The following is a 13,006-nucleotide window of genomic DNA, read 5'->3' as shown; positions in this document are numbered from 1 at the left end:
AATTTTACATTCTTTTCTATTTTTTTATAAATTTAAATACGGCTGATATTTATTATCAACCGTATTTATTATAGACCCATATAAAAAGGGATCTTTATCAAGTCCGAGATATTGGGAAAAATCATTAAACGAAACGAGAGTGACTCAAAAATCGTGATTTTGATGTGTCCCTCCACACAGTTTATTAGATATCTAAAAGCTTTTATAAAGTGAATTTAGATATCAATAAACCACTGCGTATATGAGTTCTCATATAAACCTTGTTAAAATTTAGGACTTTTGGGTCAGCCTCGTTTATTTATATCTTTATTTTCTTTTGATGTTATAGTAACCTAAACTAGAAAAGTAAAATAATGCTTCTATAGTTGCTATAAAGAAAGTAGTAGGTAGGGAAGTGTAGTATGAAAGAGTGATCCCTACCCATGTACCAATTAGAGCGAACAATATTGATATAGCAATCATTAGACCTACTTTATTAGTGAGATATCTTGCTGCACTAGCAGGTACCGTTAATAGTACGAACATTAATAATGCTCCTACTACTGGTACTGTAATACTAGTAGCAACAGATAATAGAACTAAGAAAAATATTGAAATAAATTTTCCGTTAAGTCCTAAAGCTCTTGCTCCAATCGCATCGAACGAATCAAATTTAATTTTTCTATAGAAAATAGAAAGTAATAAAATTACGGCTAATGCGAGTGTAAAAATTAATTTAACATCATCTCTAGTTATAGAGACAACACTTCCGAAAAGAATATTATTAACATAACTAGTGCTCTTCGGTGTTAAAGATAAGAACAGTAGTCCTAGTCCAAGAAAGATTCCTAACATAACACTTACTGTTGCTTCTCGCCTAAATGCTTTAACGCTAAGATGACCAACAAGGTATGACATAGTAATAGTAAAGATTAGTAATCCGTATATTGGATTTATGCCTAAGAAAACAGCGAAAGCTGCACCAGCGAACCCAACGTGAGAAAGTGTGTGTGAAATGAATGACATATTTCTAGCCATCACAAACACACCTATATATCCTGCCATTATTGCAACGATTGTACCAGCTATAAAGGCATTTTGCATAAAATCATAATTAAACATGGTTGTTATCTCCTACATAGTGTTTACAAAGTTTTAGTGTATTCTTCTCTTTGTTATAGTCCGCTATACTGATAAATTTGAAGCAACCTTCTTCTAGGTATAGTATTTTATCAACATATTTCTCATCTAAAAGTGAAAGCTCGTGAGTTATACATAGAGTTATAATATTTTCTTTTTTTGTAATATCTTTAACTAAAGTCATACATTCAATTTCACTTGTTTTATCTAAGTTTGAAGTAAATTCATCAAGTAATAGTAGATTTGGTTTATTTACTAAAGCCTGTGCTAAGAAAACACGTTGTTTTTCTCCTCCAGAAAGTGTACCGATTGATTCATTTTGTAATTTAAGTGAATTTGTTAATGATAAAGCAGCTTGGATACTTTGTTTTTCTTTTTTATTAAGCCATGGAAGAAATCCTTTTTGAATTGGTAATGATACAAAGTCCTTAGCCGATAAAGGAAGTTCCTCATCTATTTGTCTAAACTGAGGTACATAACCAAGTGTAGGATTTTCTCCAGTTAGCTTAATCTCATCTGTTTTATTTAACTTTCCAAGTATGTTGTTAAGTAAAGTTGTTTTACCGACACCGTTTTTTCCAACGACAGCAATTACTTCACCAGAATTACAACTGAATGAAATGTTATTTAAAATTGTTTTATCTCCTATAGAATATGTGAGATTTTCTATTTTAAGTTCAGCCATAAAATCTCCTAAATTAATAATTTTTTATTTCTAATATATAAAAAAGAAGAGATACGATTTAGAATCTCTTCTTTATATTATACTACATATTTATAATATGTGAAGACTAATTTTTAATCTTCTTATTAATGTTTATGTTCTTTTTCGTGATCGTGGTCATGATCTTTGTCTTTATCTCCATGAGAGTGTCCTTCATGAGAATGACCTTCGTGACCGTGGTCGTGAGAGTGTCCTTCGTCAGCACCTTCAACATGATAAGCTTTTTCACCAGAACCACCATTTAGAATTTCTTCTAGTTTATTATATTGATCTAACATCCACTCGATATATGTTTTACCATCAGGTTGTGTTTCAGTTACATTAAGTACTGGTACTTTATTTTGTTCAGCTAAGCTAATTAAGCCTTCAATAGTTTTATTTGTAGTTTGAACGTTGTTTATGATTAATGAAATTTGTTTAGATTTAATTTGCTCTTGGATAGCTTTTAAGTCTTGTGGAGCAGGGTCATTACCTTCTTCAGTAGCTTGAGCTAATTTTTTAACTTGGTCACTAGTTTTGAATCCTAATGCATCTACCGCATATTCAAAAACAGGTTCAGTTGTTAATACTGATTTTCCATTTGCTTTTTCTTTTAATGAATTAATTTTATCAGTGATTTTAGAAAGTTCCTTTTTATAGTTATCTCTATTTTTTTCGAAGAAATCTTTGTTAGAAGAATCTTTTTCTGATAATACTTTAGTAAGTTCGTCAGCAACTTTACTCATTACTTCAGGATTATACCAAATGTGTTCATTATCTCCATCTTTAAGTCCTAGTAGTTTAGCGCCATCAATTTTTTTAATGTCTTTACTATTTGCAGTAAGTTTTTCAAACCATGAATCATAACCTCCACCGTTTAAAATAGCAATGTTGGCATCAGCTACAGCTTTAGCATCTTGAGCTGTTGGTTCGAAATCATGCGGATCAACTGAAGTTGAAGTAATAATAGATGAAACTTCTGCTTTATCTCCTGCAATACTCTTAGCTACTTCTGCATAAAAGTTAACTGAAGTAACAATTTTAGTTTTACTTCCAGGGTTTGAAGCTCCAGAATTTGTTTTGCTTGAACATCCGACTAAAAGTAGTGCGAATGCAGCAACAATTGAAATTAGTTTAAAAAATTTATTCATTTATAATATTCCTCCGTTATTCGTAATTATTACGTTCTAATAGATTATAATACTACTTAATGAAAAAATCAAGATGTTAAACGAAATTATTTTGATTAAGAATGAAATAATATTATCTTACTATATAAATGTATAAAAATTATTAACTAGATATCCTCAACTTTGAATATCATATTAATAAGTAAAAAGTCTAATAAAATACTTGATTTTTAGTTGTTTATGCTATATAATTAATAAAGTTGAGTAAAAATCAACAAAAATATAACACACGACATTTGAGTAGCTGCTCGGTGCATTTATGTTTGCAGTAAGCTTAGAGAGTGTCGGAGGAAAAAACCAAGGAGGAAAATAACTATGGCAGTTATTTCAATGAAACAATTATTAGAAGCTGGTGTACACTTCGGTCACCAAACAAGAAGATGGAACCCTAAAATGGATAAATACATCTTCACAGAAAGAAACGGTATCTACATTATCGACTTACAAAAAACAGTTAAGAAAGTTGATGAAGCATACGAATTCGTAAAATCAGTTGCTGATCAAGGCGGAAAAATGTTATTCGTAGGTACTAAAAAACAAGCACAAGATGCTATTAAAGAAGAAGCTGAAAGAAGTGGTCAATACTACATCAATCACCGTTGGTTAGGTGGAACTTTAACTAACTACAAAACTATTAAAGGACGTATTGACAGAATCGCTGAAATTGAAAAAATGGAAGCTGATGGAGTATTTGAAGTATTACCTAAAAAAGAAGTTATCGAATTAAGAAAAGAATACGATAAATTAAACAAATTCCTAGGTGGAATTCGTGAAATGAAAGGTATGCCAGATGCAATCTTCGTAGTAGATCCTAAGAAAGAGCACAACGCTATTGCTGAAGCTAAAAAATTAGGAATTCCTGTAGTAGGTATCGTAGATACAAACTGTGATCCAGATGACGTTGATTACGTAATCCCTGCAAACGACGACGCTATCCGTGCGGTTAAATTATTAACAGCTAAAATGGCAGACGCTTTTGTAGCTTACAACGAAGGAAACATCGAAGGAACTGAAGAAGCTTTCGTAGAAGAAGTAGAAGCAACAGAAGAATAATCTAAAGATAAAAAATTATAAAAAATATAAAAATAAAATAACGGAGGCAAATCAAAATGGCACAAATTACAGCTAGTTTGGTAAAAGAATTAAGAGAACGTACTGGTGCTGGTATGATGGACTGTAAAAAAGCACTAACTCAAACTGATGGAGATATCGAAGCAGCAATTGACTACCTAAGAGAAAATGGTATCGCTAAAGCAGCTAAAAAAGCTGATAGAATCGCTGCAGAAGGTCTTTCTTACATCGAGGTTAAAGGTAACAAAGCTGTTATCTTAGAAATCAACTCAGAAACTGACTTCGTTGCTAAAAACGAAAAATTCGTTGCTTTAGTAAAAAATGTTGCAGAAGCTATCTTAGCAGCTGAACCAAAAACTTTAGAAGAAGCTCTTCAAGTTGAGGCTCAAGGTGGAACTGTAGAAGCAGTAATTAACGAAGGAATTGCTACAATCGGTGAAAAACTTTCATTAAGAAGATTTGAAGTTGTTTCTAAAACTGATGCTGATGCATTTGGTGCATATTCTCACATGGGAGGAAGAATTGGGGTTCTTACTCTTGTTGAAGGAAGCACTGATGAAGAAGCAGCTAAAGATGTTGCAATGCACATCGCTGCATTAGCTCCAAGATACTTAGACGAAAGCGAAGTACCAGCTGATGTACTTGAGCACGAGAAAAAAGTATTAACTGAGCAAGCATTAAACGAAGGAAAACCTGCTAACATCGTTGAAAAAATGATCGTTGGTAGAATTAACAAATTCTTAGAAGAAATCACTGTTGTTAAACAAAAATTTGTTAAAGACGATAGTTTCACAGTTGAAAAATTCGTAGCTTCAAAAGGTGGAAAACTTGCTAAATTCGTACGTTACGAGGTTGGTGAAGGTATCGAGAAAAAAGAAGATAACTTTGCCGAAGAAGTAATGAGCCAAGTTAACGCTAGCAAATAATAATTCTCTATTTAATATATTCTATTAAAAGAGGTTAAGCACACACTTCTTGTGTGTGCTTTTTTAAAAAATTAGTATAGTATTAACAATTATGTCTTTAATTTATTAGGAGGATAAAAATGGCTACTAAATATAAAAGAGTTTTATATAAACTTAGTGGTGAAGCACTAGCAGGTGGAAAAGGATTTGGAATTGATTCTGAAGTTGTTACTAGAATAACTTCTCAAATTGTAGAAGTAGTAAAACAAGGGGTAGAGGTTGCTATCGTTGTAGGTGGTGGAAACATCTGGCGCGGAAAAACTGGTGAAGAACTAGGTATGGAACGTGCTACAGCAGATTCAATGGGTATGTTAGCTACAGTTATGAACTCATTAGCATTACAAGATTCATTAGAACAAAAAGGTGTTGATACTCGTGTTTTAACATCAGTTGAGATGAAAGCAATGGCTGAACCGTATATTAGAAGACGTGCAATAAGACACTTAGAAAAAGGTCGTGTTGCAATTTTCGCAGCGGGTATTGGTAATCCTTATTTTTCAACAGATACTACAGCAGCATTACGTGCAAAAGAAATTGGAGCTGAAGCTATTTTAATGGGGAAAAATGGAGTTGATGGAGTTTACTCTGCAGATCCAAAACTTGATAGTACTGCAACTAAATATGATAAGTTGTCATACATGGATATCATGAACAAAGGGTTAACAATAATGGATTCTACAGCTATTACATTCTGTATGGATAATCACTTGCCAATTATTGTCTTTTCAATAGATGAAGCAGAAAATATTGTTAAAGTTGTTTCTGATTCAAACTTAGGAACAATTATTGAATAAAATTTATATTAGGAGTTTACAATTATGCCTGAACAAATAATGAGTAATTTAAACGAGAAAATGGAAAAAGCTATTGCTAGTTTACGTCGTGAATTAGCATCAATTAGAGCTGGTAAAGCTAGTGCAGCTGTTTTAGATAGATTAACAGTTGATTACTACGGTGTACCAACTCCAATTAACCAAGTAGCAGGTGTTTCTGTACCAGAACCAAAAATGCTTGTTATTTCTCCATATGAAAAAACTTTATTAGGAGATATTGAAAAAGCTATTCAAGCTTCTGATTTAGGATTAAATCCTTCAAACGATGGATCTGTAATCCGTATCGTTTTCCCAGCATTAACTGAAGAACGCCGTAAAGAGCTTGCTAAATTAGTAGGTAAAGAATCTGAAGGTGCTAAAGTTGCAGTACGTAATGTACGTCGTGACGCTATGGATTCAATGAAAAAATTAGAAAAAGCTTCTCAAATTACTGAGGATGATCTAAAAGGATATTCTGATGATATTCAAAAAGTTACTGATAAATTCGTAGCTGAAATTGATAAAGTAACAAAAGAAAAACAAGACGAGTTAATGAGTGTATAATAATATGGAAATGACAGAAGTAATTGCTAAAATTAATTCACTTAACGCTACGAAAAAAGAGCGTGAATTAACTACTGAGGAATCAGAAGAATTAGCTAAATATAGACAATTATATTTACAAAATTTTAAATCTAATATGAGAAATATATTAGATAATACTAGAGTAATTAATGAAAATGGAGAAGATATAACTCCTAAGAAGAAAGGAAATTAACAATGAGTGCAACTGCAGTTACAATTTTAGTTGGAGCAATTTGCTTACTTGCTGGTGTTGTAGGAGGATTCTTCCTGGCAAGACGTAATTTCATGAACTACATGGAAAAAAATCCTCAAATTAACGAAGATATGGTTATGAGTATGATGAGTCAAATGGGACAAAAACCATCTCGTAAAAAAATCAATCAAGTTATGAGCAACATGCAAAAAGCGCAAAAACAAGCTCAAAAACAAATGAAAAAATAATAAAATTAAACAGATGTGTAAAAAATGCACATCTGTTTTTTCTGTGTTAATCTATAGTAAAAATTCTTTTTCTAAAGAAGATTTAATTTCTATTTTATTTTCTGTAACTGGGTGTGGAAATTCAACTTTTAATGCTCCTAAATACATTTTATCGTATTTATATCCATCTTTAGAATAAAGTTTATCACCAATAATTGCAACTCCATTAGAGGCTAAATGAACACGGATTTGATGTGTTCGTCCGGTTTCTAATGATACTGTTATTAAAAATTTGTTTTGATCTATTTTCACACAGTCAAGTATATTAGTTATCGCATTTTTACCATTTCTTGTTACAGCCATTTTATTTTTCTCTTTACTATCTCTACCTATATTTGAATTGATAGTTTGTGGTTTAATATTATTTTTTATTAGTGCAGAATAGTAACGTTTAATTTCTCTTTGTTCAAGCATCTGATCTAGTTTTGCTTTAATTAATGGTGTTTTGGCTAATATTACTAATCCACAAGTATCAGTATCTAGTCTATGGATAGGTTCTAAGTAGTTGTAGTCAGAAATTAAATAGTTTACCAATGTATTATCTTCTAATTCTATATCATTTGGGTGTGTTTTTATACCGAATGGTTTAGAAACAACTAATAAGTATTCATCTTCAAACTCTTTAGATATAGATACTGTAGAATTTTCTCTATATTTCGATGTTACTAAGTCTAAGTTAACTTCTAAAATATCACCAGCTTTTAATGGTGAGTTTAATTCCGCTTCATTTGAATTAATTTTAATTGTTTCTTTATTGTGATGATTATTCATTCTTATAGTATGGATATTTTTCTTTGAAACTTTTAGAAATTGACTTAAATAACTTTCTACTGTAGGGAAAGTTTGTATTATATTGAATTTCATTGAGACTCCTTGTATTATTTCTTTTCTTGATAATATTATTATATACTAAATTGATGATATAAGAAAGAAAAATGAAGATTATAATATTATAAAATTAACTAAAAAAACTTTATAAAATAGGGAATTTTAACTTGATTTTAACTATAAAATATAGTAATATATAATTTGTGATTTAATTATACTAAACAATGTGTTTACTAATAATAAACTTAAATAACGATAAGTTTACTAATGGTAAACAATTATTACAGTAAGTTAGATAATAATAAACATAGATAACGAAAAGTTAGATATTGATAAACAAATATTTATTTTTTGTTAGAGTAAGGAGAAGTTATGTATTCTATAGGTGAAAGATTAAAAAGACTACGTATACAAAAGAACCTCACCCAAGAAGAATTAGGTGAACGTACAGACTTGAGTAAAGGATATATATCCCAGGTAGAACGTGACCTAGCATCGCCATCGATGGAAACTTTTTTTAATATATTACAAGTATTAGGTTGTGCGCCTAAGGACTTTTTTGATAAAGAAAGTACAAGCCAAAAAGTTTATTATTCTTTAGAGGATCAAACTAGTTATGAGGAGACGGATGAAGGATATGAACTTACTTGGTTAGTTCCTGAATCAAATGAAAAGGAAATGGAATCTCTAATTTTAAAACTAGAGAAAAATTCTAATTACAAAACATTTGATCCTTCAGAATCAGAAACATTATGTTATGTTTTAAAGGGAAAATGCAAATTAAAATTAGGAGACGAGGAATTTATAGCCTCAACAAATGAAAGTTTTTATTTTTTAGCTACATCAGAGCATAGATTATCAAATCCATTTAATGAAGAATGTGAAGTATTAATAGTAGCTACTAATTCGTATTTATAAGGAGAAAAAAATGGCAAATATTGTTGAATTCAAAAATGTAAATATGTCTTTTGGTAATAATAAAGTGCTAAAAGATATTGATTTAGAAATAGAAAAGGGTAAATTTTACACATTACTAGGGCCTAGTGGATGTGGGAAGAGTACAATTCTAAAATTAATAGGAGGATTCTTAAGCCCAACTTCAGGTAATGTATTATTAGATGGTAAAGTAGTAAATGACTTACCAGCTAATAAACGACATGTTAATACAGTTTTCCAGGACTATGCTTTATTCCCACATATGAATGTTTTTGAAAATGTGGCATTTGGACTTAAAATAAAAAATGAGAAGAAAGAAATTATAAAGAAAAAAGTAAAAAAAGCTTTAAAACAAGTCAACTTAGCTGGATTTGAAAATCGTGAATTAAGCGAAATGAGTGGTGGACAAAAACAACGTGTTGCTATTGCACGTGCTATCGTTAACGAACCTGAAATTATTCTTCTTGATGAATCTTTATCAGCATTAGATTTAAAATTACGTCAAGAGATGCAATATGAACTTCGTGAGCTTCAACAACAAACAGGAATTACATTTATTTATGTAACGCATGATCAAGAAGAAGCTTTAGCGATGAGTGATTATATCTTTGTTATGAATCATGGTAAGATTGAACAAAGTGGAACACCACTTGATATTTATGATGAACCAGTTAACCGCTTTGTTGCTGACTTTATCGGAGAGTCTAATATAGTTAATGCGGTTATGTTAGATGATTATCTAGTTGAAATTTATGGTAAACAGTATGAATGTGTTGATGCTGGATTAGATAAGAATAAACGTGTAGAAGTTGTAATTCGTCCTGAGGACTTGGAAATTACAAGTGCTGAAAAAGGAAAAATTAATGTAGTTGTTGATACTCAATTATTTAGAGGGGTTCACTATGAAATTTGTTGTTTAGATGATCAATATAATGAATGGATTGTTCATTCAACAAAAGAAGCAAAACCGGGGGCTGCCGTAAGCTTAAACTTTGATCCTGAAGCAATTCATATCATGGTACCTGGAGAAACAGAAGAAGAATTCGATGCTCGTCTTGAATCATATGAAGAGGAGGAGTAAAAATGTTTAATAAAAAAACTCGTTCATTTTTTATGATTCCATATGTAATGTGGATGTTACTTTTTGTAGTATTTCCAATTGTACTTATCGTCTATCATTCATTTAGAGATATAGATGGAAACTTCACATTAGCTAACTATAAAATATTCTTTAGTAGCACATATGTACTTATGACACTTTACAGTTTTTGGTATGCTCTCTTAATTACATTGATATGTTTGGTAATTAGTTATCCATTAGCGTTTGCTATTAACAAAAGTAAACATAAAGAATTATTACTTTTACTAATAATTTTACCAACATGGATTAATATCTTATTAAAAACTTATGCGTTTTTAGGATTATTTGGAGAATATGGAACAATTAATAGTTTCTTAGAATACATAGGTATCGGTAGTCAGAGTTTACTATTTAATTCATTTAGTTTCATTTTTGTATCAAGTTACATATTCTTACCATTTATGTTATTACCAATATATAACTCTGTATCTGGTATGAATAAGAATTTGATTGAAGCATCGTATGATCTTGGTGCAGATTTTAAAACTACGTTTATGAAAATTATTTTACCACTTAGTATTAATGGGGTGAAAACTGGTATTCAGGTAACATTTATTCCAGCTCTATCATTATTCATGATTACTCGTTTAGTAGCAGGAAATAAAATAATAAATTTAGGTACAGCTATTGAAGAACATTTCTTAGTTACTCAAAACTGGGGAGTAGGTTCAACAATCGCAGTATTCTTAATAGTGGTAATGGGAATTATAATGGTTCTTACAAATACTAAAGACAAAACTAATTTTGGAGGTAGAAAATAATGAAATTAACTTCAAAAATATATTTAGGGGTTATCTTTGCAATATTATATATACCTCTAATTTACCTAGCATATTACTCGTTTAACTCAGGTAAGACAATGATTGATTTTGAAGGTTTTTCTTGGAAACATTATGTAGATTTATTTGAAAATACGCGAATGATGGTTATTGTAATTAACACAGTGGTAGTTGCATTATTGTGTGGACTGTTTTCAGCAATCTTTGGGACGTTAGGTGCTTTAGGGATATATTCTTTAAAATCTAATAAACAGAAAAATTCATTCCTAGTTGGTAATAATATTCTGATTGTTAGCCCTGATGTTATAATCGGATGTTCATTCTTATTAATGTTTACTTTTATTTCTAAATATACTGGATTAGAAACAATCCAAGGCTTCTGGTCAGTGTTATTATCACATATTGCATTCAGTATTCCAATAGTAGTACTTATGGTATTACCTAAATTATACGAAATGCCTAAAAGTATGGTAGATGCTGCAATCGACCTTGGTGCTTCTTATCCACAAGTGTTAAGTAAAATTGTTATTCCATACATTACTCCAGGGATTTGGGCAGGATTTTTCATGGGATTAACATATTCATTAGACGATTTTGCTGTGACATTCTTCGTTACAGGTAATGGATTTCAAACACTTTCTGTTGAAATATACTCAATGGCACGTCAAGGAATCAACTTACAAATCAATGCGTTATCTACAGTGTTAACTATTTTCGTAGTTGTGGCAGTACTTATTTATTATGTAATTAATACTAGTAAATTAAAAAGGGAGGTAAGATAATATGAAAAAATTACTTATTTCAGCTGTTTCAATTTTAGTTATTTGTTTAGGACTTTTATATAGTCGTAATTTTATAGATAGTTCGAATAGTGGGGATAAACAAACTTTAACAATTTTCAACTGGGGAGAATATATTGATCCAGATTTAATTAAGAAATTTGAAGAAGAAACAGGAATTTCAGTTGTTTATGAAACATTCGATTCTAACGAAGCGATGCTTACAAAAATTCAATCAGGATCTACACCATATGACATAGTAATTCCATCTGACTATATGATTAAGAAGATGAAAAAGTTAAATTTACTAAAAAAATTAGATCACAGTAAAATTGAAGGATTTGATAATATTGATGAACAATTTAGAGATAAAAGTTTTGATCCAAAAAATGAATATTCAATTCCTTATTTCTGGGGAACGCTAGGAATACTTTATGATAAAACTAAAGTTCCTGAAGATCTTAAATTTGAAAAATGGAATGACCTTTGGGATGCACGTTTAGAAAATAATATATTATTAATTGATGGTGCACGTGAAATGATGGGAATTGCTCTTCAGTCAGAAGGGAATTCTGTAAATGATACTAATGAGGTAAACCTAAACCTAGCAGAAAGAAAATTAGAGTTACTTCATCCAAATATTAAAGCAATTAACTCTGATGAGAAGAAAATGCTTATGATTAACAATGAAGCATGGGCTTCAGTAGTGTTCTCAGGTGATGCTAAAGCAATTATGGGTGAAAACGAAAATATGGTATATGCCTTACCAAAAGAAGGAACAAATCTTTGGTTTGATAATATAGTAATTCCAAAAACTTCTAAAAATGAAGAAGCAGCATATAAATTTATCAACTTTATGTTAAAACCAGAAAATGCGGCGAAAAACTCAGAGTTTATTGGATATGCAACACCGAATACAAAAGCTAAAGAATTACTTCCAGAAGAAACTACAAGCGATGAACAATTTTATCCTGATTTAGAAAGTTTCGGTGACAGAGCAGAAGTGTATCAAGATTTAGAACCGAAAATGCTTCAACTTTACAATGATTTATTCTTGAAATTCAAGATTAATAATAGAAAATAAAATAAACGAGATTATCAAATTTGATAATCTCGTTTTAATATTAAAAGCCACTAACTTTTAACTCTTCAGTTTTAAATGTAACATTTTTCTCAGAACCAAGGTACATAGCTTTAAATTTCCATGTAGAATTAGGTTTTAAGTCGTTGATGTTTGCTAAAGCATCCCCAACTTTATTACCATTTGCATCGTAAGCTGGAATTGTAATTTGAACATATGATTTCTCTTTGTCAGTATTGTTTTTTAACACACCTGTAACATAGCTAGAAAAAGAATCTTTCTCTATATTTAATTCAGAAACTTCATATTTAGCTTTTTGAGTTTCTTGAGTAGAACTTTTAACTTCAACATCTTTTTTCTTGTTACCAGTTGTTTGCTGAATAATTAATATAAGTATAATTGCAGCTAAAATTATAAACCAAACTCTTTTATAGATAGGTTTTTTTTGAATATATACATTCCCATCTTGATCTGTAATTTTTTTTGACATAATAACTCCTCCATAAAATTTTTATACTAATATTATATATATATATA

At 30.3% G+C, this 13,006-nt stretch carries 16 protein-coding genes; 11 read left to right on the top strand and 5 right to left on the bottom strand.

Features of this window, described 5'->3' with window-relative positions; genetic code table 11:
- Positions 1-306: 306 nt before the first annotated feature.
- The 3 genes from JX287_RS05465 to JX287_RS05455 form a co-directional block, all read right to left on the bottom strand.
- A complete protein-coding gene (locus JX287_RS05465; protein WP_204643337.1) occupies positions 307-1,101 on the bottom strand; it encodes a metal ABC transporter permease in 795 nt (264 codons plus the stop codon).
- Positions 1,094-1,804, bottom strand: coding sequence for a metal ABC transporter ATP-binding protein (locus tag JX287_RS05460; protein ID WP_204643336.1), 711 nt, complete (start codon positions 1,802-1,804; stop codon positions 1,094-1,096). The genes JX287_RS05465 and JX287_RS05460 overlap by 8 nt, the downstream gene beginning before the upstream one ends.
- A gap of 125 nt (positions 1,805-1,929) precedes the next feature.
- Positions 1,930-2,973 carry a metal ABC transporter solute-binding protein, Zn/Mn family gene (locus tag JX287_RS05455; protein ID WP_204643332.1) on the bottom strand — a complete coding sequence of 348 codons (1,044 nt, stop codon included), beginning with the start codon at positions 2,971-2,973 and terminating at the stop codon, positions 1,930-1,932.
- 354 nt (positions 2,974-3,327) lie between these two features.
- On the opposite strand from JX287_RS05455, the gene rpsB reads away from it, so the two are divergent.
- The 6 genes from rpsB (at position 3,328) to JX287_RS05425 (ending at position 6,886) form a co-directional block, all read left to right on the top strand.
- On the top strand, positions 3,328-4,065 hold the full coding sequence (gene rpsB / locus JX287_RS05450; protein WP_048801949.1) for a 30S ribosomal protein S2: 738 nt from the start codon (positions 3,328-3,330) through the stop codon (positions 4,063-4,065).
- 56 nt (positions 4,066-4,121) lie between these two features.
- Entirely contained in the window at positions 4,122-5,009 is an 888-nt protein-coding gene (gene tsf / locus JX287_RS05445) for a translation elongation factor Ts (RefSeq protein WP_204643331.1), read from the top strand.
- Positions 5,010-5,128: 119 nt separating this feature from the next.
- The gene (pyrH, locus tag JX287_RS05440) at positions 5,129-5,842 is read left to right on the top strand and encodes a UMP kinase (RefSeq protein WP_204643330.1); all 714 of its coding nucleotides are present in this window, start codon (positions 5,129-5,131) and stop codon (positions 5,840-5,842) included.
- Positions 5,843-5,866: 24 nt separating this feature from the next.
- Entirely contained in the window at positions 5,867-6,424 is a 558-nt protein-coding gene (gene frr / locus JX287_RS05435) for a ribosome recycling factor (RefSeq protein WP_204643329.1), read from the top strand.
- A 10-nt stretch (positions 6,425-6,434) separates the two neighbouring features.
- Positions 6,435-6,638 (top strand): DUF896 domain-containing protein, encoded by a 204-nt coding sequence (locus tag JX287_RS05430; RefSeq protein WP_239650343.1) that lies wholly within the window; start codon positions 6,435-6,437, stop codon positions 6,636-6,638.
- 2 nt (positions 6,639-6,640) lie between these two features.
- Positions 6,641-6,886 carry a YneF family protein gene (locus tag JX287_RS05425; RefSeq protein ID WP_003146143.1) on the top strand — a complete coding sequence of 82 codons (246 nt, stop codon included), beginning with the start codon at positions 6,641-6,643 and terminating at the stop codon, positions 6,884-6,886.
- A gap of 51 nt (positions 6,887-6,937) precedes the next feature.
- On the opposite strand, the gene JX287_RS05420 is transcribed toward JX287_RS05425, so the two are convergent.
- On the bottom strand, positions 6,938-7,789 hold the full coding sequence (locus JX287_RS05420; protein WP_204643327.1) for an RluA family pseudouridine synthase: 852 nt from the start codon (positions 7,787-7,789) through the stop codon (positions 6,938-6,940).
- A gap of 336 nt (positions 7,790-8,125) precedes the next feature.
- On the opposite strand from JX287_RS05420, the gene JX287_RS05415 reads away from it, so the two are divergent.
- The 5 genes from JX287_RS05415 to JX287_RS05395 are packed head-to-tail and all read left to right on the top strand — an operon-like array spanning position 8,126 to position 12,472.
- The gene (locus JX287_RS05415; RefSeq protein WP_204643326.1) at positions 8,126-8,671 is read left to right on the top strand and encodes a helix-turn-helix domain-containing protein; all 546 of its coding nucleotides are present in this window, start codon (positions 8,126-8,128) and stop codon (positions 8,669-8,671) included.
- A gap of 10 nt (positions 8,672-8,681) precedes the next feature.
- Positions 8,682-9,770, top strand: coding sequence for an ABC transporter ATP-binding protein (locus JX287_RS05410; RefSeq protein ID WP_204643325.1), 1,089 nt, complete (start codon positions 8,682-8,684; stop codon positions 9,768-9,770).
- A 2-nt stretch (positions 9,771-9,772) separates the two neighbouring features.
- The gene (locus JX287_RS05405; RefSeq protein WP_204643324.1) at positions 9,773-10,591 is read left to right on the top strand and encodes an ABC transporter permease; all 819 of its coding nucleotides are present in this window, start codon (positions 9,773-9,775) and stop codon (positions 10,589-10,591) included.
- Positions 10,591-11,391 (top strand): ABC transporter permease, encoded by an 801-nt coding sequence (locus tag JX287_RS05400; RefSeq protein ID WP_204643321.1) that lies wholly within the window; start codon positions 10,591-10,593, stop codon positions 11,389-11,391. The genes JX287_RS05405 and JX287_RS05400 overlap by 1 nt, the downstream gene beginning before the upstream one ends.
- A 1-nt stretch (position 11,392) precedes the next feature.
- A complete protein-coding gene (locus JX287_RS05395; protein ID WP_204643319.1) occupies positions 11,393-12,472 on the top strand; it encodes an ABC transporter substrate-binding protein in 1,080 nt (359 codons plus the stop codon).
- Positions 12,473-12,512: 40 nt separating this feature from the next.
- Here JX287_RS05395 and JX287_RS05390 read toward each other — a convergent pair whose 3' ends face one another.
- A complete protein-coding gene (locus JX287_RS05390; RefSeq protein WP_204643317.1) occupies positions 12,513-12,959 on the bottom strand; it encodes an FxLYD domain-containing protein in 447 nt (148 codons plus the stop codon).
- Positions 12,960-13,006 lie beyond the last annotated feature (47 nt).

It is taken from the genome of Gemella haemolysans (genome assembly GCF_901873445.1).
GTDB lineage: Bacteria > Bacillota > Bacilli > Staphylococcales > Gemellaceae > Gemella > Gemella haemolysans_C.
Note: the sequence above shows the minus strand (reverse complement) of the source record. Positions and strands in the feature narration are given on the sequence as shown.